Below are 23,654 nucleotides of genomic sequence, written 5' to 3'. Positions count from 1 at the left end.
GCCGCCCCGGGACACTGCGGAACCCGTGGGCCCGCCGCGGGCCCGGCTCAGGCGTGGTCGGCGTGCCGGGCGGCGGCGTGGCGGCAGAGCATCGGGTGCAGCAGGCGGGCCAACTCCTCCTCGCCGTCGAGCGGGCGCGGGAACGCCAGGCGGGCCCGCCGGCGGGCGCCGGGCCGGCCGTGGGCCACCAGCAGGCCGTACCGGTCGATCCGGACCACCCGGGGCGCGGCGTCCGGGCCGCCGTCGACCAGGCCGAGCCGCCGCCGTAGGTAGCCGGCCACCTCGACCGCGTGGTGCTCGGCCAGGTCGGCCAGCAACCCGGCCTCGACCGCGTGCAGGGGATCCGGCTCGGCCTCGGCGTACGACGTGGGGTCGATCCGGCACACGGCGTCGGCGCGTTCCCAGCGGGCCTCGACCACCTCGAAGCGGTGCAGCCGGAACCGGGTGCCGACGTCGAGCAGGTCGCCGGTCGGCTCGACCGCCGCGAAGTCCAGCGCGGCCCGGCGTTCCTCCGCGCCCTCCAGGCGGGTCGCCCAGCCGGAGACCCAGGCCCGGCCGAGGCTCGGCGCGCCCGCGGCGGGCGGCAGGTCGAGCACGTCCAGCACCAGCGCGACGTCGGACTCGCCGTCGGCGGGCCGCAGCGCGGCGGCGAGGTCGCTGACCACCGGCACCAGCAGCAGCACCCGCCCGTCCCGGTCGGTCACGTGCCGGACCTGGTGCGGGCCGGGCCGGTGCGCGACGTGGGCGATGCCGGGCAACCGGCCCGCCACGAGGGTACGGACGATCTCCGCCGGGCTGGGCCGCATGGCACGACCTCCTTAATAGGTTAGGCTTACCTAACTCGGAGACTAGAGCACCGGATCGGAGACGTCCAGCGTGAACCACCCCAGGCCCAAGGCCAGGCTCTCCCGCGCCCTCGGCATCCCGCTGACCCGCAAGTGCGTGCGGTACCTCGAACGGCGCCCCTTCCCGCCCGGCGTGCACGGCCGGCAGCGCCGCAAGACCTCGGACTACCAGGTGCGGCTGCTGGAGAAGCAGCGCCTGCGCCACCAGTACAACGTCAGCGAGACCCAGCTGCGGCGCACGTTCGACGAGGCCGCCCGGGGCGCGGGCAAGACCGGCGAGAGCCTGGTCGCGCTCCTCGAGCGACGGCTCGACGCGGTGGTGCACCGGGCCGGGCTGACCCGCAGCATCTACCAGGCGCGGCAACTGGTCGCGCACGGCCACTTCACCGTCGACGGGCGCAAGGTCGACCGGCCGTCGTACCGGCTGCGGCCGGGCCAGGTGGTGGCCGTCCGCGAGCGCAGCCGCGCCTCGGTGCCGTTCCAGCTCGCCGCCGCCGGCGCCCACGCGCCCGACGGGCCGGCCCGGCCGTACCTGTCGGTGGAACTGGCCGAGCTGCGCGCCACGCTGCTGCGCGAGCCCGCCCGGCACGAGGTCCCGGTGCTCTGCGACGAGCAGCTCGTGGTCGAGTTCTACTCCCGCTGACCGGCCGCCGCGGCCCGGCGCACCGGCCGGGGCCGCAGCGGGTGGACGCGTGCCGGCGGACGCGGCGGTCGGCCGGGCCGACGCCGCCCACCCGCCGCGCGCCGGCCCGGCCGGGGGACAGGTCGGCCGGGCCAGCCGGGGGAGCCTCGGCCGGGGGCGGCTCAGCCGGAGGCGGGTCAGCGGGGGCGGGTCAGCGGGTCTGCTCCAGCCAGGAGGCGTAGAGCATGCCGTAGACCGACTCCGGGTCGCGGACCAGCTCGTCGTGCGGGCCGCGCTGCACGATCCGGCCCCGGTCCACCACGATCACCTCGTCCGCGGACTGCGCCGTGGAGAGCCGGTGCGCGATGGCGAGCGTCGTCCGCCCCCGCGTCACCGCGTCCAGGGTGCGTTGCAGCCGCACCTCGGTGGCCGGGTCCACCGCGCTGGTCGCCTCGTCCAGCACCAGCAGGTCCGGGTCGGCCACGTACGCGCGGGCCAGCGCGACCAGCTGCCGCTCCCCCACGCTCAGCGCCTCGCCCCGCTCCCCCACCGGGGTGCGCAGGCCCGCCGGCAGCCCCTCCAGCCAGTCGGTGAGCCCCAACTCCGTGAAGGCCGCGACGAGTTGCTCGTCCGTCAGCTCGGGGCGGGCGAAGCGGACGTTCTCCGCCACCGTGGCGTCGAAGAGGAAGCCGTCCTGCGGCACCATCACCACCCGCGACCGCAGCGAGGCGAAGCGCACCTGCTCCAGCGGCACGCCGGAGAGCAGCACCCGGCCGGCGGTCGGGTCCATCAGCCGGGTCAGCAGCTTGGCGAAGGTCGTCTTGCCGCTGCCGGTCTCGCCGACCACCGCCACCCGGCTCTTCGCCGGGATCTCCACGTCGATCCCGTGCAGCACGGGCGGGCCGCCCGGGTAGGCGAAGCCCACCCCCGCGAAACGGATGTCCAGCGGGCCGGACGGCAGCTCGCGCCCCTGCTCGCCGGGGTCGGCGACGTCCGGCGCGACGTCCAGCACGTCCAGCACCCGGCGCCAGCCGGCGATGGCGTTCTGCGCCTCGTTGAGCACCTCCGTGGCGATCTGCACCGGCTGGATGAAGAGCGTGACCAGGAAGAGGAAGGCGGTCACCTCGCCGACGCTCAAGGTGCGGTCGGCGCCGAGGGTGACCCCAAGCGCCACCACGCCCGCGAGGGCCAGCCCGGCGGCCAGCTCGCCGACGGAGCTGCCCAGGATGCTGATCCTGATCGCCCGCTGCTGCGCCCGCCGCTGGCCGTCGATCGCCTCGTCGAGCCGGCGCGCGGTCCGCCCGGCGATCCCGTACGCCCGGATAACCGGCGCGCCGACCACGCTCTCCCCGATCGCGCCGAGCAGCGCCCCCGTGCGCTGCCGGACCACCCCGTACGCACCGGCGAGGCGGCGCTGGAGCACCCGGATCACGAGCACGGCGGGCAGGAAGGCGGCGTAGACGACCAGGGTCAGCTGCCAGGAGTACGCCAGCATCACCAGCGTGGTGACCACCAACTGGCCGAGGTTGATCACCAGGATCACGCCGCCCCACTGGAGGAACTGGGTGATCTGGTCGACGTCGCTGGTCACCCGCGACACCAGCGAACCGCGCCGCTCGGACTGCTGGTGCAGCATGGACAGGTCGTGCACGTGCCGGAACGCCCGCACCCGCACGTTGGCCAGCGCGGTCTCGCTGACCGTGAACAGCCGGCGCATCATCAGGTAGCCGCAGACCGTGGTCACCACCAGCACGGCGGCGGTGGCGGCGACCACCGTCCAGACCACGGTCAGGTCGAGGCCGCCGACGATGCCGTTGTCGATGCCCTGCTGCACGGCCACCGGCACGGCCGCCCGGCCCACCATGTAGACCAGGGCCAGGCCGAGCGTGCCGGCGAGGCCGACCCGCAGCTCCGGGGAGAGCGCCAGGCCCCGCCGCAGCGTCCGCCAGGTCGTCTCGGTCACCTCGACCCCGTCGGCCTCGGCCGTCCCCTCCGCCTTACCACTCACCGGGCCAGCCTTTCGTTCGCGACTGCGGGGCTCCGCTCCGCTGCACTCCTCGCGCTCACCGGGCCAGCCTTTCGTTCGCGACTGCGGGGCTCCGCTCCGCTGCACTCCTCGCGCTCACCGGTCCACCTCGATTTCCAGGCCCGAGCTCAGCGGGGCGACCTCGTCGTACGTCTCGTCCTTGGCGTGGTCGACCTCGGCCTGCTCGTAGGCGGTGACCAGGTCGGCGTAGCCGGGCACGGTGGCGAGCAGCTCGGTGTGCGTGCCGCGGGCGACCACCCGCCCCTGCTCCAGATAGACCACCTCGTCGGCCAGCGCGATGGTGGCCCGCCGGTAGGCGACCACCAGGATCGACGCGGCCGGCACGCCGGGCTCCCCGGCGGAGGAGCGCAGCCCGGCCAGGATGGCCGCCTCCACCCGCGGGTCGACGGCGCTGGTCGCGTCGTCGAGGACGAGCAGGCGGGGCCGGCCGGCGAGCGCGCGGGCCAGGGTCAGCCGCTGCCGTTGACCGCCGGAGAGCGACGCGCCCCGCTCGCCGACCTTCGTGTCGAGGCCGTCGGGCAGGGCGGCGACGAAGCCGTCCGCCTCGGCCAGCCGCAACGCGGCCCAGACCTCGTCGTCGCCGATGCCCGGCCGGTCCAGGGTGATGTTGGCCCGCACCGTGTCGTCGAAGACGAACGGCACCTGGGCGACGAGCGCGACGGTGCCGGCCAGCGAGGCGGCGGTGAGCTGGCGCACGTCCACGCCGTCCAGTGCCACCGTGCCAGCCCGCGGGTCGACCAGCCGCACGGCCAGCGAAGCGATCGTGGACTTGCCGGCGCCGGTCGGCCCGACCAGGGCGACGGTCTTCCCGGCGGGCACGGTGAAGGAGACCTCGCCGAGCACCTCCGTGCCGGGCAGGTGAGCCTCGGCGGGCTCGTAGCCGAACCGGACGCCGGCGAAGGTGAGGGCGGCCGGGCGGGGGTCGGCCGGGTCGAGCGTCGTGTCGCCGTACGGCATCTCGCCCGTGGCGTCGAGGACCCGGCGGACCCGGTCCCAGCCGGCGACGCTGCGCGGCAGCTCGGCCAGCACCCAGCCGATGGCCCGGACGGGGAACGCCAGCACGGTGAAGAGGAAGGCGACGCTGACCAGCTCGGCGACGCTGATCGCCCCCTGCCGCAGCCGGAACGTGCCGACCACCAGCACCGCGAGGGTGCCGAGGCTGGGCAGGGTCTCCAGCACGGGGTCGAAGACGCCGCGCAGCCGCCCGACCGACACCAGCGCGTCGCGCAACTCGCCCGCGCGGGCGGCGAACCGCTCCGTCTCCTGGGCCTCCCGACCCATCGTCTTGACCACCAGGGCGCCGTCGAAGCTCTCGTGGGCGATGCCGCTGACCTCGGCGCGCAGCCGCTGCGCCCGCGCCTGCCGGGGGGCCATCCGGCGGGAGTAGGCGACGTTGAGCGCGAAGAGCGCCGGGAAGACCGCCAGGCCGACCAGGGCCAACGCCCAGTCGGTGGCGAAGAGCGAGGCCACCGCGCCGACCAGCATCACCAGGGTGCCGACCGCGAACGGCAGCGGGGCGATCGGGTGCCAGGCGGCTTCGACGTCGGAGTTGGCGTTGGACAGCAGGGTGCCGGTGGCGTTGCGGTGGTGCCAGGACAGCGGCAGCTCAAGGTAGCGCCGGGTGACCCGGCGCCGGTAGGCGGCCTGGAGGCGGTACTGCATGTAACCCGCGCCGAGTCGGCGGCCGAAGATGCCGGCCACCCGCAGCACGCTGATGCCGAACAGCGCGACGGCCGCCAGGGCGAGCGCCCCGACACCGACCGAGCCACGCTCGATCGCCGGGACCACCACGTCGCCGACCACCGCGCCCACCACGTACGCGCTGGCCACCGTCATGGCACCGAAGAGCACGCTGCCGGTCACCGCGACCGCGAAGATCCGCGGCTGCTCCCGGATGGCCACCCCGAGGACGGCCAACCCCCGACCGAGCACGTCCCGACTTGTCCTGCTCGCCACGCTCTCCCCCGCCGTAAGCCGCAATTATCTCCCTCATCCTTACCGGTCGGGGCCCGCTCCGCCGCCCCGGGCGGGTATGTCCGCCGTCACGGCCGACCGCCGCGCCGGCGCGCCTACCCGGGCAACCACGCCTACGATCGATGCATGCCGCGGTATGCCCGATCGGAGCGCGAGGCGCTCGCCGACCTGATGCTCACGCTGGGACCGGACGCCCCGACGGTCAACGAGGGATGGACGACCCGCGACCTCGCCGCCCACCTCGTGCTGCGCGAGCGCCGCCCGGATGCCGCCGGCGGCATCCTGCTACGGCCCCTGCGCGGCTACGCCGAGCGGGTACGCCGGCGCATCGCGGCGCGCCCCTGGCCCCGTCTGGTCGAGCAGGTGCGCCGGCCACCGGTGTGGAGCCCGGTCAGCAACCCGGTGACCGACGAGCTGGCCAACACGATGGAGTTCTTCATCCACCACGAGGACGTGCGCCGCGCCCGCCCGGGCTGGCTCCCACGCGACCTGACGTCCCGGCTCCAGGCGGCACTGTGGACGCGCGCCGCCGGGTTGGCCCGGCTGGCACTGCGCCGGTTCCCGGCCGACGTCTTCGTGCAGGCGCCGGGCTACGGCGCGCTCTCCGTCGGCCGGGGCGGCGAGCCCGTCCGGGTGGTCGGGGCGCCCGGCGAGTTGGTCCTGTTCCTCTCCGGCCGGCAGCGGGTGGCCCGGGTGCAGATCGACGGGCCGACGGCGCTGGCCGACCGGCTGCGCAACGCCCACCTGGGCATGTAACGGACTGCACGGAAGCGGTCACCACCCCACCGGAAGGCCGCCTCTCCCCAGCGACCGCCGCCGATCCCCGCTCCCGTACGCTGTCCCGCGCCGTCCCGTCCGGGGCGACGCGACAGGGGGGCGCCATGCGGACCTTCGCACTCTCGGCGCTGCGGGAACCCCCTTTTCCCGCGCGCCGACACGACGCCACCGATCAGGTGGCAGAGGAGAGCACCGAGTGGGTGCTCAGCCACGGCCTGATCGCTAACGGGCACCGACTGCACCGGCTGCGCCGGGCCGACGCCGCCGGCCTCGCCGGTCGGGCCTGCCCGGAGGGACCGGTCGACCGCCTGCGCCTGCTCGCCGACCTCGTCTCCTGGCTGTTCGTGATGGACGACGCCTGCGACGAGGACGGCCTCGGCGACGGCCCCACCCGGCTGGCGCCGACCGTCGCCGCCCTGCTGGACGTGCTGGACGGGCACGGCGACCCGGCGGCGGCCGGCGGCGCCGGCCCGCTGGGCGCCGCGCTGGCCGACCTGTGCCGACGCGTACGCGCCGCCGGGACGCCGGCGGTGCTGCTGCGCTTCGCCAGCCAGGTGCGGGAGTACCTGCTGGCGCTGCTCTGGGAGGCCGCGAACCGCGAGCACGGCCGGGTGCCGGAGCTGGCGGAGTACGTCCAGATGCGCCGGCACACCGGCGCGGTCCACCCCAGCTTCACCCTCACCGAACTGGCCGCCGGGGGGTGGCCGGGGGCGACCGCCCGCACCGAGCCCGCGCTGGTCGCGCTCGACCTGCTCGCCGCCGACCTGGTCTGCTGGTGCAACGACGTCTTCTCGTACGGCAAGGAGAGCCTCGCCCAGCCGGACGGCCACAACCTGGTGGCCGTCATCGCCGCCGGGCGAACCGGTGGCGACGAGCCGTCGGCCCTGCGGGCGGCTGCCGACCGGTTCAACGAGGCACTGGCGGCGTACCTGGCGACGGAGTCGGCGCTGCTGGCCGCCGGCGACGACAGCCTGCGACCGGCGGTGACCGCCCGGCGCAACTGGATCCGGGCCACCTACGACTGGTCGCTGCGGGCCGCCCGGTACGCCTGAGGGCGTGCCAGGTCCCGGGGCGTGGCCCAGCCGTGATCGACCGGGGCTGGCCGACGCCCGGGCGCAGGCAATACCCTTCGGTAACGAACACTGACGTGACGACCGTCACGCCTCCACCCTCGAAGGCGGCTACAGCGATGGCTCTCGATGTACCGTACCGCTCCATCCCGGACATGTTCCTCAAGCGCGTGGCGGCGTCCCCCGACCGCGATGCCTTCGCCCACCCGGCCTCCGACGGCTCGGGGCCGGTCTGGTTGACCTGGGCGCAGGTGGCCCGCCGCGCCAAGGCGATCGCCGCCGGGCTGCACGGGCTCGGCGTCGGCCAGGAGGATCGGGTGGCGATCCTGGCCAACACCCGGCTCGAATGGGTGCTCGCCGACCTCGGCATCATGTGTGCCGGCGGCGCGACCACCACCGTCTACCCCACCACCGAGCCGGAGGACGCGACCTACATCATCGCCGACTCGGGCTCCCGCGTGCTGTTCGCCGAGAACCCGGCCCAGGCCGCCAAGATCGCCGGGGCCGACCTGCCGGCCCTGACCCACGTGGTGCTCTTCGACGGCGCCGCCGACCCGTCCGCCGCCGTCCCGCAGCTCACCCTCGCCGAGCTGGAGGAGCGGGGCACCGAGGCGCTGGCCGCCGAGCCCGACCTGATCGAGATGCTGGTCGCCGGGATCGGCCCCGACCACCTGGCCACCCTGATCTACACCTCCGGCACCACCGGGCGGCCGAAGGGCGTCGAGCTGCTGCACGGCGGCTGGTGCTGGGAGGGCGTGGCGCAGGCCGAGCTCGGGCTGCTCCGCGAGGACGACCTGCAGTACCTCTGGCTCCCGCTGTCCCACTCGTTCGGCAAGACGCTGCTCTGCGGGGTGATCCACGTGGGCCTGCCGACGTACGTCGACGGCCGGGTGGACAAGCTGGTCGAGCTGCTCGCGGTGGTGAAGCCGACGCTGATGTGCGGCGCGCCGCGGGTCTTCGAGAAGGTCTACAACAAGGCGGTCACCACGGCCCAGGACGCCGGCGGCGCGAAGGCGAAGATCTTCGCCTGGGCCGTGCGGGTCGGCAAGGAGAAGGTCGCCCTGGAGCAGTCCGGCAGGCCCGTCCCGACGGGGCTGAAGCTGAAGTACGCGGTGGCCGAAAAGCTGGTGTTCAGCAAGCTCCAGGCCCGCCTCGGCGGCCGGATCCGGGTGCTCGTCTCGGGCGCCGCCCCGCTCAGCGCGGAGATCGCCACCTTCTTCGCCGCCGCCAACCTGCCGATCTCCGAGGGCTACGGCCTCACCGAGACCAGCGCCGGCAACTTCGTCAACCCGCCGGACGGGCTGCGGATCGGCACCGTCGGCAAGGCGCTGGGCGACCTGGAGTGCCGGATCGACACCGACGGCGAGATCCTGGTGCGCGGCCGGCCGGTCATGCGCGGCTACCACAACCTGCCCGAGGAGACCGCGGCCGCGTTCACCGAGGACGGCTTCTTCCGCACCGGCGACATCGGCACGCTGGACGCCGAGGGCTACCTGAAGATCACCGACCGGAAGAAGGACCTGGTCAAGACCTCGGGCGGCAAGTACATCGCGCCGTCGCACATCGAGGGGATGTTCAAGGCGACCTGCCCGTACACCTCCCAGGCGGTGGTGATCGGCCAGGCCCGCAACTACTGCACGATGCTGGTCACGCTGGACCCGGACGCGATCAGGGGCTGGGCCGCCGGCACCCCGCTGGAGGGCCGCGACTATGCCGAGATCGTCGCCTCGCCCGAGGTGCGGGCCATGGTCGAGGGATACGTCGCGGAGCTCAACGCCAAGCTCAACCGCTGGGAGACGATCAAGAAGGTCGCCATCCTGCCGCGCGACCTGACCATCGAGGACGGCGAGATCACCCCGTCGCTCAAGATCAAGCGCCGTGGGGTGGAGAGCAACTTCGCCGCCGAGATCGAGAAGATGTACGCCGGCACGCTCGCCGAACTCTGACCCGCCCGTACCCACCGGCGGCCGTGCCCATCATCCCGGGCACGGCCGCGGGCCGGTCCGGCGTCGGGTGCGGCCATCAGAGGTGGCGCCGACGCCACTCGCTCTGCTCGGCCTCGGCGGCGAGCTGCTCCTCCAGGGCCACCTGACGGACCCGCCGCCGGTGCGGGGCTTCCGTAACGACCTGCGCCGCCGCCATCAGCACGCAGACCAGAGCCAGCAGCGCCAGCGCGACCAACGCTGGCAGCCGCCCAGCGACCGGCATCAGCACGATGATCAGCACCGCCGCGGCCAGTGGCACCCCGCGGACCTGCCGCAGTGCCCGCAGCGCCAGGGCGCCGAGCGCCAGCAGATAGATCGCCACCCCGCCGTAGATGGTGAGCAGGTCGAACCGGGTCAGCGGGTTCCCCCAACGCGGGGTGGACGGGTCCGCCACATCGGTCAGCAGGCCCTTGAGGCCGAGGGCGAAGAAGATGATCCCCGCGATCATCGGCAGGTGCAGGTAGGTGTAGGCGTCCCGGGTCAGGGCGATCCGCGCGTCGCTGTCCCGGGTCCGGTGCAGGGCCTGCTCGACGGCGAGGGCCAGGCTGTCGAAGTACGCCCACCAGAGCACCGAGACCACCGCGACTCCGCCGACCGCGGCGAGCACCACGGCCCAGGTCAGCGGCAGGTCGGTGATGAACTTCGGCCCCAGGCCCAGCGCGATGACGGTTTCGCCGAGCGCGACGAGGATGATCTGGGCGTGCCGTTCGGCCCAGTGGCCGACCGACACCAGCGGCGAGACGACGCCGCGCAGCACCAGCCCGACCCGGTACTCGACGGCGACCGCGGCCAGCCACAGGCCGAGGCGCAGGCCGGCCTCGGCGGAGTCATCGGCGAGTCGCTGCGGGACCAGTCCGGCGACGACCAGCAGGGCCGTGGCGACCACCACCGGCAGCCCGGACAGCAACCACTGGCGTCGCAGCCGCGGATCGGCACGGGCGACCCAGCCCAGCACCCCCACCTGGCAGGCGCGGACGAGGAAGTAGCAGCCGGCGAAGACCAGCGGACCGGGCAGCCCGCCTGGCCGGTCGGTGAACGCCTCCGGCATGGTCAACGCGAGCAGGAAGGCGGCCGCGATGGTGGCGAAGCCGACCAGCGGGACGAACCCCTGATCCGTGCGGACCGTGTTGCCGAGCAGGGCGAAGCCGCTCCAGCACCACCACAGCAGGGCCAGCACCAGCAGGCAGCGGACCACCGACTGGACGCTCGCGTAGGTCGCGGCCAGCGTGGTGACGTTGAGGAACGCGAAGACGAAGACCACGTCGTAGTAGAGCTCCAGCCGAGTCGCCCGCGAGCCCGGCGCGCCCGGCCGGACGCCGGGTGACCACCGGGCGCCCCCGTTCCGGCTCTCCACCTGTGCAGTCTGCCCGCCGTCGGCGTCGCCCAGGCGCGATCCGCCGAACTGCCGGCCGGCCCCAATCCCGGACCGATCCCACGCAGCGCCGGGCGTGCCACCGGCCTCAGGCGATGACGGCGGGCTCCCGCCACTGCGGCCGGCCGCCGCGGTCCAGGTCGTACCGGACGGCGGCGATCCGCCCGACCGCCTCGACGAGGTCGGCGACGGGCAGGGTGAACGGCAGCCGCAGGAAACGCTCCAGCGTGCCGTCCAGGCCGAACCGGGGGCCGGGCGCCAGCCGTACGCCGACCTCCTCGCTGGCCCGGGCGAGCGCGCTGGAGATCGGGCCGTCGAGTTCGGCCCACAGGGTCACGCCGCCGTGCGGCACGGTGACCCGCCACTCGGGCAGCCGCTGGGCGAGCGCCACCAGCAGCGCGTCGCGCTGGGCGGTGAGCTGCGCCCGGCGCGCGGCGACGATCGCCGGGGCGTCGGCGAGCAGGTGGACCGCGACCAGTTGGTCCAGCACCGGGCTGGCCATGTCGACGCCGACCCGGGCGGCGGCCAGCCGCTGCACCTGCGGGGCCGAGGCGCGGACCCAGCCGATCCGCAGGCCGCCCCAGAACGGCTTGCTCATCCCGCCGATGGTGACCACCCGGGAGTGCCGGTCGAAGCTGGCGGTCGGCGGGGGCAGCACCGTCCCGTCCAGGGGCAGGTCCACGAACGACTCGTCGACGACCAGGTCGGTGCCGACGGCGTGCGCGGTGCCCACCACCCGCTCGCGCAGCGACGCCGGCATCAGGTGGCCGGTCGGGTTCTGGAAGTCCGGGATCAGGTACGCCAGCTTGGGCCGGGCCTGGCGGAGGCTGCCGAGCAGCAGGTCGGCGTCCCAGCCGGGCTCGTCGACGGCGAGGCCGTGGGTGGTGATCCGGGCCCGCCGGGCGGCCAGCGCGGCCAGCGCGTTGGGGTAGCTGGGCGCCTCCACCAGCACGTTGCCGCCCGGCGCGAGCGACAGGCGCAGCACCAGGTCCAGCGCGTGCTGGGTGCCGTTGGTGACCATGATCTGGTCGGGCGAGGTGGGCAGGCCACGCGCGGTGTACGCACGGGCCACCGCCTCGCGCAGCTCGATGATCCCGGTCGGGTGGTAGCCGGCGCCGCCCAGGTAGCGCGGCAGGTCCTCGGCGGCGGCCCGGGCGGCCGGCAGCAGCTCCGGCGGGGCGGCGAGCGCGGCCACCCCGAGGTCGATCATGTCCCGGTCGTCCAGCGGGGTCCACAGGCCCGTGCTCGCCACCCGGTGGGTGCCCGGGAGCATGGTCCAGCTGCCGGCGCCGCGCCGGCTGGCCAGGTGGCCGCTCTCCCGCAACTCCCGGTACGCGGCGGTGACCGTGGTCCGGCTGATCTTCAGCGCCTCGGCGAGTTCCCGCTCGGCCGGCAGGCGCACGCCCAGCGGCAGCCGGCCGTCGGCGAGCAGGCCGCGCACGGCGCCGGCCAGGGCGGCGTAGTCGGGGCTGCGGCGGCGGCCCGGAAGCGCATGCCACTGCCCGAGGAGCCGAGCCAATTGGGCACCCCGCACCTGACTCGTCATGGCCACACCTCCGATATTGGCTCTTCCATCCCGCCAATTGGCCCCTAGGGTGGCATGCGTGGCAGCAATTGGCAATCTCCGGCATCGTCCCGCGCGGCGGCTGACCCAGCTCTACGCGGGGCTCGTCCTCTACGGCGTGAGCATGGCGCTCATGATCAACTCCGGGCTGGGCCTCGACCCGTGGGACGTGTTCCACCAGGGCCTGGCCGAGCTGACCGGCCTCTCCTTCGGCACGGTCACCATCGTGGTGGGCGCGCTGGTGCTGCTGCTCTGGATCCCGCTGCGTCAGCGCCCCGGCCTCGGCACGGTGAGCAACGTCCTCGTGATCGGGCTGGTGGTGGACGCGACGCTGGCCCTGCTGCCGGCCGGTGGGCCGCTCGGCGTACGGATCGGGCTGCTGGTGGCCGGCATCGTGGCCAACGGCGCGGCCACCGGCCTCTACATCGGCGCCCGCCTCGGCCCCGGCCCCCGCGACGGCCTGATGACCGGCTACGTCGCCCGGCGGCCCGGCCGGTCGATCCGGCTGGTCCGCACCGTCATCGAGGTCACCGTGCTGGCGCTGGGCTGGCTGCTCGGCGGGACGGTCGGCGTCGGCACGGTCGCCTACGCGCTCACCATCGGCCCGCTGACCCAGGTCTTCCTGCCGCTGTTCACCGTCGCCGAGCCGGCGGAGGCCGCCCCGGGCCGGGTCGACCCGCTCCCCGCGACCTGACCGGTCCCGCCGCCGCCCGGCCTCGGTGTTCCCTTCGGCCGCCGCGCCCGGCAGAATCCTGGCATGGGGGAGAACGGTTGGCGCTGGACCGATGCCTGGATCTTCGTCTCGCTGGTGATCGCCAGCGGTGCCGGCCGGCACCGCCGGGCGGCGTCCAGCCGCCGGCCGGAGGGCGTGCGCCTCGCCGACGTGCTCTCCACCGCCGACCACCTCAACCAGGCGATCCCCGAGCGGCACGAGGTGGAGACGGCGGTCCGCCGCCTCGTCGGGGCCGGGCTGGTCAGCGTCACCGACGGCTGGTTCCGGATCACCGCCGACGGTGAGCGGCTCTGGCGCACCCGACCGAGCGCCGGGCTGGCCACGACCGTGGACACGGTGCAGGGCGTGCTCAGCCGGCGGCACACCCCGGGCAGCGCGGAGTGGCACCTCGACGAGGAGGAGCACGCCGCGGCCGTCCAGGAATACGTCGTGCGGTCGATCCCGGCGCCCCGGCGCTCCCCGGAGAACGGGTCCCGCCCGGACTGACCTGCCGACGACGACCCGGCCCGGGCGGTCAGCGGACGGGGTGGCCGGCTCCGCGCAGCGCGTCCTTGACCTCGGCGACGGTCAGTTCGCCGAAGTGGAAGACGCTGGCGGCGAGCACCGCGTCCGCGCCGGCGCCGATCGCCGGCGCGAAGTGGGCCACCTCGCCCGCGCCGCCGCTGGCCACCACCGGCACGTCGACCACCCGGCGCACCGCGCCGATGAGTTCGAGGTCGAAGCCGGCCTTGGTGCCGTCGGCGTCCATCGAGTTGAGCAGGATCTCCCCCGCGCCCAGCTCGGCGCCCCGCCGGGCCCACTCGACCGCGTCCAGCCCGGTGCCGCGCCGGCCGCCGTGGGTGGTCACCTCGAAGCCGCTGGGCGTGCTGCCGGCCGGCGCGCGCCGCACGTCGAGCGAGAGCACCAGCACCTGCCGGCCGAACCGGTCGGCGATCTCCGCGATCAGCTCGGGGCGGGCGATCGCGGCGGTGTTCACCCCGACCTTGTCCGCGCCGGCCCGCAGCAGGGTGTCGACGTCGGCGACCTGCCGGATGCCGCCGCCGACGGTCAGCGGGATAAAGACCGACTCCGCGGTGCGGCGGACCACGTCGAGCATGGTGCCGCGGTCGCTGGCGGAGGCGGTGACGTCGAGGAAGGTCAGCTCGTCCGCGCCGGCCCGGTCGTACGCCGCGGCCAGCTCCACCGGATCGCCGGCGTCGCGCAGGTCGAGGAAGTTGACCCCCTTGACCACCCGCCCGGCGTCCACGTCCAGACACGGGATCACGCGTACCGCCACCGTCATGCCGCGAGCCTATCCTTCCCGGCGACGGCGGTGACCGGCCCTGTGAGGCCGGCCACCCGCCGTCGACCAGGGGTCCTGCTCCGCCGCAGGCGTGCGGAAGGTGCCCCTCCGCACGCCCGGGACGGGCATCAGGCCCACCCGCTCAGAGCCGTTCCGCCACGATGCGGGCCACCCGCTCCAGCGGCGCCCGGTTCTCTGCCGGATCGTTCAGCCGCACCAGACGTACCGACGCCCAGACCCCCGACCGGTGCACGAAGACGGCCTCGTGGCTCGCGTACGCCTCGTCGCCGACCCCGGCCAGCGGCCGCAGCTCGTGGCCGAGGTCGCGCTCGATGTCCAGGAACTTCCTCGCGCCCTCGCCCACGAAGATCTCGACCTGGGCCGTCGGCCCGCTGGTCGGCCCGGTGTAGGTACAGGTCTCCCGCACCGGCTGACCCTCCTCCAGCGCGGTGCCGGCGAGCTGTTCGGCCTCCCGCCGGGACACGAGCGCGCACGGGTCCGGGGCCGGCGCCGCCGGCGTCGGGGACGGCTCGGCGGCCGTGGTCCCGCTGACCACCGCCTCCGGGGTCGCCTCGACACCGGCGGTGGGCGAGGTCTCCCCCGTATCCCCGCAGCCGGCCACCGGCCCGGCCGTGGCGAGCAGCCCGGCCAGCAGCAGCACGGACCGCCGGTGACGACGGATCTGCTTCACCTCGACGTACCTCCTCGATCGATGATGGCCGGAGCCGGTCACGGTCGGCCTCCTCCGCGCCGCGGCGCCGGTGCGTCCGGCGCGGTGATCCACTCGGCCGGGGCCAGCCGGTCGACGCGCCAGCCGGCGGCGGCCACCGCGGCCACCGTCTCCGCGTCGGGCCCCTCGACCAGCGCCAGCGCCACGTCGTCGGCCGGGATCCGCAGCGCGCCCCGCAGCCGGGTGAGACCCGTGCTCAGCGCGCCGGCCGGCACGTCGGCGCACTGCCCCGGAACGGGGTCGTAGCGTTCGAGGACGAAGAGTCGAGCGGCCATGCGTCGACGCTAGGCCGGCCCGGCGCCGGGGTAATCGGGTGATTCCCTACTCTTCGCCGTCGGCCGCGCGGGCCATCGCGGCACCGAGTTCGGCGCGGCTGGCGACCCCGAGCTTGCGGTAGATCCGCGCGAGGTTCGCCTCGACCGTCTTCGGGCTGATGAACAGCGTGTCGGCGATGACGCGGCTGGTGCGGCCGGCGGCGGCGAGCCGAGCCACCTCCCGTTCCGTGCCGGTGAGCTGGCGGGGCGCGGGCGGGCGGCCGCCGGTGCGACCCGCCTCCGCGCGGGCCCGGGCCGCCAGGGCGGCCGCGCCGAGCGCCTCGAACTCGGTGGCCGCCGCGACCAACGCCTCCCGCGCCTCGCGGCGGCGCCGCACCCGCCGGTACGCGACCCCGGCCACCAGCAGGCAGCGGGCCCGGTCCAGGGGCAGCACGTCGGCCGGCACCGCGGCCCGGGCGGCGGCCAGCTCCGCCAGGGCGTCCGACGGGTCCCGGCCCCGCGCGCCGGCGAGTAGGGCCCGGCTGCGGGCCAGGCCCAGCGTCGTCCACGGCCGTGGCAGTCGCCGGTGCCGGGCGGCCAGCCGGTCCAGCACCACCTCGGCGGTGGCCAGGTCGCCCGCGCCGACGCACGCCTCCAGCCAGTCCGGCTCGAAGCGCTGGGCGATCGGCTCGACCAGGCCCAGCTCGTCGACGGTCGCGGCCAGCTCGCCGTAGTGCCGGGCCGCCGCCGGCAGCCGGCCACCGGTCAGCGCGGCGAAGCCGGCCAGCTGGGCGTAGATCCGCCGCCGCCAGCGGTCGTCCAGCTCGGCGGCCCGGCGCAGCCCGTCCTCGGCGACGCGGGCGGCCTCGGCCAGCTCGCCCCGGTACGCGCGGAGCAGCCCGTCCAGCCAGTGCTCGCCGGCCGAGTCGCCGCCGTACTGCTCGCCCAGTTCGCGGGCGGCGGCGATGTGCGCCGCGGCGGCCGGGTACCGTCCGGCGAGCAGCTCGGTCTCCCCGAGGTGGCAGAGCAGCTCGTGCTGGGAGGGCTCGTCGCCGCGGGCGGTCGCCCGCGCCAGCATCCGGTGCAGCCGGTCGCGGGCCCGCCCGTGCTCATCGACCGCCTTCCACCAGGCCGCCGGCACGATGCCCGCCAGCCAGGACGGCTCCTCCCCCTCCAGCGCCAGCCCCCGGTCCAGCAGGTCGACGCGGGCCGGCAGGCCGGCGCGTACCTCGTTGAAGAAGAGCAGCAGCAGCGCCGCGGCGTGCACCGGGCGGTCGTCGGGGCTGTCGGCCAGCAGGGCGACCGCCGCCTCCGCGTGCCGCCGGGCCGGGTCCGGCGCGTCCCGGAACAGGCTGAGATGCGCGTGGATCCGCCCCGCCAGCGACGAGCCGGCCGGGGCGGCGTCGAGAGCCCGCTCGGCCGCCGCCCGGGCCGCCTCCGGCGGCTCGTCGGAACTCCACGCGACGACCGCCCGCAGCAGCAGCGCCTCCGCGCGCGCCGGCCCGGTCAGCTCCTCGGCCGCGCGGTCGGCGGCTGCCTTCGCGGCCGGGTAGTCGCCGCTGTCGAACCGGCACTCCGCGGCGGCCAGTCGCCACCGCGCGTGCTGGCCGGGCGCGCCCGGCGGGGCGAGCCCGGCCGCGCTGTCGTACAGGCCGGCCGCCGTCTCCGGCGCTCCCCGGCTGCGCTGGCGCGCGGCGGCCGCCGCGATCTCGGCCGCCGCCGCCGGGTCGGGGCCGGCGACGCACCGGGCCAGCTGCCGGGCCCGCTCGTCCGGGTCGGTCGCGGTGTCGGCCAGCAGCCGGTGCGACCGGCGGCGCACGCCGGGCGGCACGCCGGCGCGGACGGCGGCCGCGTAGACGGGGTGGGTGAACACGACCTCCTCCCCGCGCACCGCGACCAGGCCGGCCTCCTCGGCCGCGTCGAGGGCGGCCGCCGGGACCCCGGCCCGGGCCAGCCCCGCCACGGTGGGCAGGCCGGAGAGGGCGGCCAGCCGGATCGCGTGCCGGGTGTCCGGCGGCAGGGCGGCCACCCGCTCGGCGACGAGCTGCCGCAGCGACGGCGCTGCCGGCAGGTCGGCACCCGGCGCCGGCAGCTGCGGCATCCGCAGGACCGCCCGGGCCAACTCGATGGCGAGCAGCGGGTTGCCCCCGGCCTCCTCGGCGATCCGCACCAACAGGGGCCGGGGCAGCGCGGCCCCGGTCTCGGTGCGCAGCACGTGGTGCAGCGCCCCCACGCCGAGCGGGCCGAGGGCCACCCGGTCGAGCCGGGCGCCGCCCGCGCCGCGGTCGAGCCCGAGCGGGGCCGGGTCCGTCCCGGCGGGTTCGGCGCGGGCGGTGACCAGGACGGCGACCCGGGGCACCAACCGGCGCACCGCGAACCGCAGCGCGCGCTCGCTCGGCGGGTCGAGCCACGGGGCGTCGTCGACGGCCAGCAGCACCCGCGGCGCGGCCGGGTCGGCGGCGGCGTCCAGCAGCGACCGGGTGGCCGCGCCCACCGTCCGCTCGTCGACCGGTTGCGCCACCTCGTCGCCGACGAGCAGCACCCCGCCCAGCGCCACGCGCTGCGGCGCGGGCAGCTCGGGCACCCGGGCGGCGAGCGGGGCCAGCAGGTCGGCGAGCGCCGCGAACGGCAGCGCCGCCTCCGTCTCCGTCGGCGCGCAGGCCAGCACCAGCCAGCCGGCCCGGCCGGCCGCGGCCAGCAGGGCCCGGTGCACGACCGTCTTGCCGATCCCGGCGGGACCCTCCACCAGCACCGACCGGCCCTCGTCCAGGGCCCGCCAGGCGTGGTCGACCACCGTGTCCCGACCGACGGCCGTCCCGCTCACCGGGTCAGTCTGGCACCGGCGGGCCGAATCGGTCGAGGACCGGGCGGCGGGTCGCGGCCGGCCGTCCGGTGCGGCTGCCGCGGCCGCGGCCGCGCTCAGCGGTCGCCGAGATACGCCTCCACCTCGACCTCGACGAGGTGGTCGGGGTCGAGCAGGCCGGCGACCACGACCATCGTGGCGGCCGGGCGGACCGCGCCGAAGACGGCGTTGTGGGCCCGGCCCACCTCGTCGGCGTACGCGCGGTCGGTGACGTACATCCGGGTGCGGACCACGTCGCCGGGCGCCGCGCCGACCTCGGCGAGCGCGTCCAGGGCGATCCGCAGGGCCTGCGCGGTCTGCGCCGCCGCGTCCCCGACGTGGGTGACGACGCCGTCCACGGTGGAGGTGCAGCCGGCGGTCCAGGCCAGGTCGCCGGCCCGGACCACCCGCGAGTAGCCGTACAGGGACTCCCAGGGGCCGCCGGAGCCGAGCCGGGTGGCGGTCACGCCGCCGCCAGGGTGTCCAGCGCCTCCGCGACGGTGAAGGCGCCCGCGTAGAGCGCCTTGCCGGCGATCACGCCCTCCACGCCGATCGGCTCCAGGGTGGCCAGCGCCCGCAGGTCGTCCAGGGTGGAGACGCCACCGGAGGCGATCACCGGGGCGTCGGTGCGCCCGCAGACCTCGCGCAGCAGGTCCAGGTTCGGCCCGCGCATGGTGCCGTCCTTGGTGATGTCGGTGACCACGTAACGCGCCGCGCCGGCCTTGTCCAGCCGCTCCAGCACCTCGTAGAGGTCGCCGCCGTCGCGGGTCCAGCCCCGGGCGGAGAGGGTACGGCCCCGCACGTCCAGCCCGATCGCCACCCGGTCGCCGTACTCGCCGCAGATCCGGTCGCACCAGACCGGGTCCTCCAGGGCGGCGGTGCCGATGTTCACCCGGGCCGCGCCGGTGCCGAGCGCGGCGCGCAACGACTCGTCGTCCCGGATGCCGCCGGAGAGCTCCACCTTCACGTCCAGCTGGCGCACCACCTCGGCCAGCAGGTGCGCGTTGGAGCCCCGCCCGAACGCGGCGTCGAGGTCGACCAGGTGGATCCACTCGGCGCCGTCCCGCTGCCAGGCCAGCGCGGCCTCCAGCGGGTCGCCGTACGTCGTCTCGCTGCCGGCGGCGCCCTGCACGAGCCGGACGGCCTGGCCGTCGGCGACGTCCACGGCGGGCAACAGGGTGAGGCTCACGATGTCTTCTCCTCGGGTCAGGTGCGACGGTCCAGGGCGATCACCACGATCGCCGGCAGTACGAGCAGCAACAGCACGACCAGCGCGATCCGCAGCGCCAGATCGTCCACGAGCGACCAGATCAGGACCATCGCCGCCAGGGTCAGCAGCACGATCGCGGCCCGCTCGCCGCGGCTGTGGCGGGGCAGCCGGCCGGTACGCCGCCGGCGCAGCGTGGGCGTGATCCGGCGGGCCAGCGCCCGCCGTCGCTCCCGCCGGGCCGTCCGCCGCTCCCGGACGGCCCGTTCCCGGGCCGCCTCGGCCTCCCGGGCCGCCCGGCGACGGGCCCGCTCCTTGCTCACGGCGTGCCCCGCCGGCCGGCCGGGGCGCGGTCACCGGCGGCGGGCCGGCACGGGCCCACCGCACGGGCGGGGCGCTCAGTCACCGGTGGAGAGCGTGGCGAGCCAGTTGCGCAGCAGCGCGGCACCGGTGTCGGCGGACTTCTCCGGGTGGAACTGCGCCGCGCGGAGCGCGCCCCGCTCCACGGCCGCCACGAAGTCGCTCTCGTGGTGGGCGGTGGTGACCGTGGCCCCGGCGGCGGCCAGCGCCCCCGGATCCCCGACCGCGTACGAGTGCACGAAGTAGAAGCGGCTGTCGGCGGGCAGGCCGGCGAAGAGCACCGACCCGGCCGGCGCCGACACCGTGTTCCAGCCCATGTGCGGCAGGCGGTCGGCGGCCAGCCTCGTCACCCCGCCGGGGAGCAGCCCGAGGCCCTTGGTCACCACGCCGTGCTCGTCGCCGTGCTCGAAGAGCACCTGCATGCCGACGCAGATGCCCAGCACCGGACGCCCGGCGGCGACGCGCTCCGCGATCACCGGCCCGGCGCCGAGCGCCTCGATCCCGGCCATGCAGGCGGCGAACGCGCCCACGCCCGGCACCACGAGGCCGTCCGCCTCGGCGGCGGCGGTCAGGTCGTCGGTCACCGTCACGTCCGCGCCGGCGCGGGCCAGGGCCCGCTCCGCCGAGCGCAGGTTGCCCGACCCGTAGTCGAGCACCACCACGTTGCTCATGCTCACGAGCCCTCCCCTGGCAGCATCCAGAGCACGCCGCCGGCCGTGGCCAGCACGGCGAGCAGCGCGGTGACCACCACCGCGCCGCGCGGCGCGCCCTGCTTGTGCAGCGACCAGGTGCCGCCGACCAGCACACCGGCCAGGATCAGCAGCAACGTCGGCAGCACCCCGCCCATCACAGAGCACCCTTCGTGCTGGGGATCGCACCCGCGGCGCGCGGGTCGATCGCGGTGGCCTCGCGCAGCGCGCGCGAGACGGCCTTGAACTGCGCCTCCACCACGTGGTGGGCGTCCGGGTGCCCGCCGGGGCGGGCCGCCCGCAGCACGTCCACGTGCAGGGTGATCCGGGCCGCCTGGCCGAAGGACTCCCAGATGTGCCGGGTCATGCTCGTCGGGTAGACCGGCCCGATGTACGGCGCGAGCGCCGGCTCGTCGTGCACCACGTACGGGCGGCCGGAGAGGTCGACCGCGGCCCGGACGAGGACCTCGTCCATCGGGACGGTGGCGGAGCCGTACCGCCGGATGCCGGCCTTGTCGCCCAGCGCCTGGTCGAAGGCGGCGCCCAGGGCGAGCGCGGTGTCCTCCATCGTGTGGTGGGCGTCGATCTCCAGGTCGCCGACCGTACGCACCGTCAGGTCGAAGCCGCCGTGCCGGGCGATCTGGTGCAGCATGTGGTCGTAGAAGCCCACGCCGGTGCCGATCTCGGCACGGCCGGTGCCGTCGAGGTCGATCTCGACGAGGACCTTGGTCTCCTTGGTGATCCGCTCCACCCGGGCGGTTCGACTCATTGCTTGCCTTTCGGTCGCGACTGCGGGGCTCGCAAGCTCACTCCTCGCGCTCCCACTAGATCTTCTCCATGGCGGCGAGGAAGGCGTCGGTCTCGGCGGGGGTGCCGGCGGTGACCCGCAGCCAGCCGGGCAGGCCGACGTCGCGGACCAGCACGCCGGCGTCGAGCAGCGTGCGCCAGGCGGCGGCCTGGTCGCCCCCGACCTCGAACAACACGAAGTTGGCGTCGCTGTCCGCGACCCGCAGCCCCCGGCCGCGCAGCTCCGCCACGATCCGGTCGCGCTGCTGCATGATCGCGGCCACCGTGCCGAGCAGGGCGTCGCGGTGCGCCAGCGCCGCCCGGGCCGCGGCCTGGGTCAGCGCCGAGAGGTGGTACGGCAGCCGGACCAGCTGCACCGCCGCCACCACCGCCGGGTCGGCGGCCAGGTAGCCCAGCCGGCCGCCGGCGAAGCCGAACGCCTTGCTCATCGTCCGGGTCACCACCAGCCGCGGGTGCCCGGGCAGCACCGCCAGCGCGCTGACCGTGCCGGGGCGGGCGAACTCGGCGTACGCCTCGTCGACGACCACCATGCCGGGCGCGACGTCCAGCACGGCGGCGACGACGGCCGGGTCGAGCGCCGTGCCGGTCGGGTTGTTCGGCGAGCAGAGGAAGACCACGTCCGGGGCGTGCTCGCGGACCTGGGCGACGGCCTCGTCGGCGGTCAGCCCGAAGTCGACGCCGCGCCGGGCCGGCACCCACCGCGTGCCGGTGCCGAGTGCCAGCAGCGGGTGCATCGAGTACGCCGGGGTGAAGCCGAGCGCGGTGCGCCCCGGCCCGCCGAACGCCTGGAGGAGCTGCTGCTGGATCTCGTTGGAGCCGTTGGCCGCCCACACCTGCTCGACGGTGAGCCCGTGGCCCAGGTAGCCGGCGAGGTCGGCGCGCAGCGCCACGGCGTCGCGGTCCGGGTAGCGGTTGAGGTCGCGCAGCTCCGCCGCGAGGGCCTTGCCGATGGCGTCCGCCACCGGCTCGGGCACCGGGTAGGAGTTCTCGTTGGTGTTCAGCCGCACCGCGACGTCGAGCTGCGGCGCCCCGTACGGCGTGAGCCCGCGCAGGTCGTCCCGGATCGGCAGGTCGTCGAGCCCGCTCACGACGCCGCCCCCGGGAAGCGCACGCTGACCGCCTGCCCGTGCGCGGGCAGGTCCTCCACGGTGGCGAGGGTCACCACGTGCGGGGCCACCTCGCGAAGCGCCTCCTGCGAGTACTCCACCAGGTGGATGCCGCGCAGGAAGGACTGCACGGACAGCCCCGAGGAGTGCCGGGCGCAGCCGCCGGTGGGCAGCACGTGGTTGGAGCCGGCGCAGTAGTCGCCCAGCGACACCGGCGACCAGGCGCCCACGAAGATCGCCCCGGCGTTGCGCACACGCAGCGCCCACTCGCGGGCGTCCCGGGTCTGGATCTCCAGGTGCTCGGCCGCGTACGCGTCGACCACCCGCAGCCCGGCGTCGAGGTCGTCGACCAGGACGACGCCGCTCTGCTCGCCGGTCAGCGCGGTGGTGACCCGCTCGGCGTGCTTGGTGGCCGGGACCTGCCGGGCCAGCTCCCGCTCCACCGCGTCGACCAGCGCGACCGACGGGGTGACCAGCACGCTGGCGGCGAGGGGGTCGTGCTCGGCCTGGCTGATCAGGTCGGCCGCGACGTGCGCCGGGTCGGCGGTGTCGTCGGCCAGGATGGCGATCTCGGTCGGGCCGGCCTCGGCGTCGATGCCGACGACGCCGCGCAGCAGCCGCTTGGCGGCGGTCACCCAGATGTTGCCCGGGCCGGTGATCATGTCGACGGGGTCGCAGTGCGCGCTGCCCCCGGCGTCGACGGCCGCCCCGTACGCGAGCATCGCGACGGCCTGGGCGCCGCCGACGGCGTAGACCTCGTCGACGCCGAGCAGGGCGCACGCGGCGAGCACCCGGGGATCGGGCAGGCCGCCGTTGTCCTTCTGCGGCGGGCTGACCACGACCAGGGAGCGGACCCCGGCCGCCTGGGCCGGCACCACGTTCATCACCACGGTCGACGGGTACATCGCCAGGCCGCCGGGGACGTACAGGCCGACCCGGTCGACCGGCACCCAGCGCTCGGTCACCGTGCCGCCCGGCACCACCTGCGTGGTGTGGTCGGTACGCCGCTGGTCGGCGTGCACCTTGCGGGCCCGCGTGATCGACTCCAGCAGCGCGGCGCGCACCTCGGGGTCGAGGGTCCCCTCCGCCTCGGCGATCGCCTCGGCGGGCACCCGCAGCACCTCGGGCGAGACCCCGTCGAACCGCTCGCTGGCCTCCCGGATCGCCGGGTAACCATGCTCCCGGACCGCCTCGACGAGCGGGCGGATCCTCTCGACGGCCACGGAGACGTCGAGCTGGGCACGGGGCAGCAGGCGGCGCGGGTCGCGGACGCCGCCGCGCAGGTCGATCCGGTTCAACACCCTTGCGAGTCTAGGCGGCCGGCCCGGACGCCGACCGCTGCCGCCCGTACGCCGGGACGGTGAGCCGGGACACGCCACCGCGCCGGG

General features: G+C 75.8%; 23 protein-coding genes. 6 read left to right on the top strand and 17 right to left on the bottom strand.

Annotated features, from left to right (window positions below):
* Positions 1-47 precede the first annotated feature (47 nt).
* On the bottom strand, positions 48-806 hold the full coding sequence (locus ACFY23_RS08365) for a DUF2470 domain-containing protein (protein WP_350819040.1): 759 nt from the start codon (positions 804-806) through the stop codon (positions 48-50).
* Between the two features lie 70 nt (positions 807-876).
* On the opposite strand from ACFY23_RS08365, the gene rpsD reads away from it, so the two are divergent.
* Positions 877-1,488, top strand: a complete 612-nt coding sequence (gene rpsD, locus ACFY23_RS08360; RefSeq protein ID WP_350681577.1) for a 30S ribosomal protein S4 — start codon at positions 877-879, stop codon at positions 1,486-1,488.
* Positions 1,489-1,678: 190 nt separating this feature from the next.
* On the opposite strand, the gene ACFY23_RS08355 is transcribed toward rpsD, so the two are convergent.
* Positions 1,679-3,430 (bottom strand): ABC transporter ATP-binding protein, encoded by a 1,752-nt coding sequence (locus ACFY23_RS08355; RefSeq protein ID WP_350681606.1) that lies wholly within the window; start codon positions 3,428-3,430, stop codon positions 1,679-1,681.
* A 159-nt stretch (positions 3,431-3,589) separates the two neighbouring features.
* A complete protein-coding gene (locus ACFY23_RS08350) occupies positions 3,590-5,470 on the bottom strand; it encodes an ABC transporter ATP-binding protein (RefSeq protein WP_350681578.1) in 1,881 nt (626 codons plus the stop codon).
* Positions 5,471-5,614: 144 nt separating this feature from the next.
* Here ACFY23_RS08350 and ACFY23_RS08345 point away from each other — a divergent pair, with 144 nt between their 5' ends.
* The 3 genes from ACFY23_RS08345 (at position 5,615) to ACFY23_RS08335 (ending at position 9,281) form a co-directional block, all read left to right on the top strand.
* Positions 5,615-6,244 carry a TIGR03085 family metal-binding protein gene (locus ACFY23_RS08345; RefSeq protein WP_350681580.1) on the top strand — a complete coding sequence of 210 codons (630 nt, stop codon included), beginning with the start codon at positions 5,615-5,617 and terminating at the stop codon, positions 6,242-6,244.
* Between the two features lie 125 nt (positions 6,245-6,369).
* Positions 6,370-7,317 (top strand): terpene synthase, encoded by a 948-nt coding sequence (locus ACFY23_RS08340; RefSeq protein ID WP_350681582.1) that lies wholly within the window; start codon positions 6,370-6,372, stop codon positions 7,315-7,317.
* A gap of 137 nt (positions 7,318-7,454) precedes the next feature.
* A complete protein-coding gene (locus ACFY23_RS08335) occupies positions 7,455-9,281 on the top strand; it encodes a long-chain fatty acid--CoA ligase (RefSeq protein ID WP_350681584.1) in 1,827 nt (608 codons plus the stop codon).
* A gap of 76 nt (positions 9,282-9,357) precedes the next feature.
* Here ACFY23_RS08335 and ACFY23_RS08330 read toward each other — a convergent pair whose 3' ends face one another.
* Both ACFY23_RS08330 and ACFY23_RS08325 read right to left on the bottom strand, forming a co-directional pair.
* On the bottom strand, positions 9,358-10,707 hold the full coding sequence (locus tag ACFY23_RS08330; RefSeq protein ID WP_350681608.1) for a low temperature requirement protein A: 1,350 nt from the start codon (positions 10,705-10,707) through the stop codon (positions 9,358-9,360).
* Positions 10,708-10,780: 73 nt separating this feature from the next.
* Positions 10,781-12,238, bottom strand: a complete 1,458-nt coding sequence (locus ACFY23_RS08325; protein ID WP_350681586.1) for a PLP-dependent aminotransferase family protein — start codon at positions 12,236-12,238, stop codon at positions 10,781-10,783.
* Positions 12,239-12,296: 58 nt separating this feature from the next.
* On the opposite strand from ACFY23_RS08325, the gene ACFY23_RS08320 reads away from it, so the two are divergent.
* Positions 12,297-12,950, top strand: a complete 654-nt coding sequence (locus tag ACFY23_RS08320; RefSeq protein ID WP_350681588.1) for a hypothetical protein — start codon at positions 12,297-12,299, stop codon at positions 12,948-12,950.
* A 63-nt stretch (positions 12,951-13,013) separates the two neighbouring features.
* Positions 13,014-13,475: a hypothetical protein gene (locus ACFY23_RS08315; RefSeq protein ID WP_350681590.1), complete on the top strand. Its 462-nt coding sequence runs from the start codon at positions 13,014-13,016 to the stop codon at positions 13,473-13,475.
* A 28-nt stretch (positions 13,476-13,503) separates the two neighbouring features.
* Here the strand turns inward: ACFY23_RS08315 and hisF are convergent, their stop codons facing one another.
* The 12 genes from hisF to hisD form a co-directional block, all read right to left on the bottom strand.
* Positions 13,504-14,271 carry an imidazole glycerol phosphate synthase subunit HisF gene (hisF, locus tag ACFY23_RS08310; protein ID WP_350681592.1) on the bottom strand — a complete coding sequence of 256 codons (768 nt, stop codon included), beginning with the start codon at positions 14,269-14,271 and terminating at the stop codon, positions 13,504-13,506.
* 142 nt (positions 14,272-14,413) lie between these two features.
* A complete protein-coding gene (locus ACFY23_RS08305; protein WP_350681594.1) occupies positions 14,414-14,962 on the bottom strand; it encodes a hypothetical protein in 549 nt (182 codons plus the stop codon).
* Between the two features lie 38 nt (positions 14,963-15,000).
* Positions 15,001-15,276, bottom strand: coding sequence for a hypothetical protein (locus ACFY23_RS08300; protein WP_350681596.1), 276 nt, complete (start codon positions 15,274-15,276; stop codon positions 15,001-15,003).
* A 46-nt stretch (positions 15,277-15,322) separates the two neighbouring features.
* Positions 15,323-18,079: an AAA family ATPase gene (locus ACFY23_RS08295; protein WP_350819041.1), complete on the bottom strand. Its 2,757-nt coding sequence runs from the start codon at positions 18,077-18,079 to the stop codon at positions 15,323-15,325.
* Positions 18,080-18,174: 95 nt separating this feature from the next.
* The gene (locus ACFY23_RS08290; protein WP_350686092.1) at positions 18,175-18,564 is read right to left on the bottom strand and encodes a RidA family protein; all 390 of its coding nucleotides are present in this window, start codon (positions 18,562-18,564) and stop codon (positions 18,175-18,177) included.
* Complete coding sequence (priA, locus tag ACFY23_RS08285; RefSeq protein ID WP_350686093.1) at positions 18,561-19,286, bottom strand: bifunctional 1-(5-phosphoribosyl)-5-((5-phosphoribosylamino)methylideneamino)imidazole-4-carboxamide isomerase/phosphoribosylanthranilate isomerase PriA; 726 nt, start codon at positions 19,284-19,286, stop codon at positions 18,561-18,563. Before priA ends, ACFY23_RS08290 begins: the two co-directional genes overlap by 4 nt.
* A gap of 17 nt (positions 19,287-19,303) precedes the next feature.
* On the bottom strand, positions 19,304-19,627 hold the full coding sequence (locus tag ACFY23_RS08280) for a hypothetical protein (RefSeq protein WP_350686095.1): 324 nt from the start codon (positions 19,625-19,627) through the stop codon (positions 19,304-19,306).
* Positions 19,628-19,702: 75 nt separating this feature from the next.
* Positions 19,703-20,335, bottom strand: coding sequence for an imidazole glycerol phosphate synthase subunit HisH (gene hisH, locus ACFY23_RS08275; protein ID WP_350686105.1), 633 nt, complete (start codon positions 20,333-20,335; stop codon positions 19,703-19,705).
* Between the two features lie 2 nt (positions 20,336-20,337).
* A complete protein-coding gene (locus ACFY23_RS08270) occupies positions 20,338-20,511 on the bottom strand; it encodes a hypothetical protein (protein ID WP_350686096.1) in 174 nt (57 codons plus the stop codon).
* Positions 20,511-21,122: an imidazoleglycerol-phosphate dehydratase HisB gene (gene hisB / locus ACFY23_RS08265; RefSeq protein ID WP_088999256.1), complete on the bottom strand. Its 612-nt coding sequence runs from the start codon at positions 21,120-21,122 to the stop codon at positions 20,511-20,513. The genes ACFY23_RS08270 and hisB overlap by 1 nt, the downstream gene beginning before the upstream one ends.
* A gap of 55 nt (positions 21,123-21,177) precedes the next feature.
* Positions 21,178-22,248, bottom strand: coding sequence for a histidinol-phosphate transaminase (locus ACFY23_RS08260; RefSeq protein ID WP_350686098.1), 1,071 nt, complete (start codon positions 22,246-22,248; stop codon positions 21,178-21,180).
* Complete coding sequence (hisD, locus tag ACFY23_RS08255) at positions 22,245-23,567, bottom strand: histidinol dehydrogenase (RefSeq protein ID WP_350686100.1); 1,323 nt, start codon at positions 23,565-23,567, stop codon at positions 22,245-22,247. Before hisD ends, ACFY23_RS08260 begins: the two co-directional genes overlap by 4 nt.
* Positions 23,568-23,654: the final 87 nt, after the last annotated feature.

The organism is Micromonospora sp. NPDC000121, from assembly GCF_042899165.1.
Lineage (GTDB): Bacteria > Actinomycetota > Actinomycetes > Mycobacteriales > Micromonosporaceae > Micromonospora.
The sequence above is the reverse complement of the archived record's forward strand: the minus strand, read 5'-3'. Positions and strand labels throughout refer to the sequence as shown.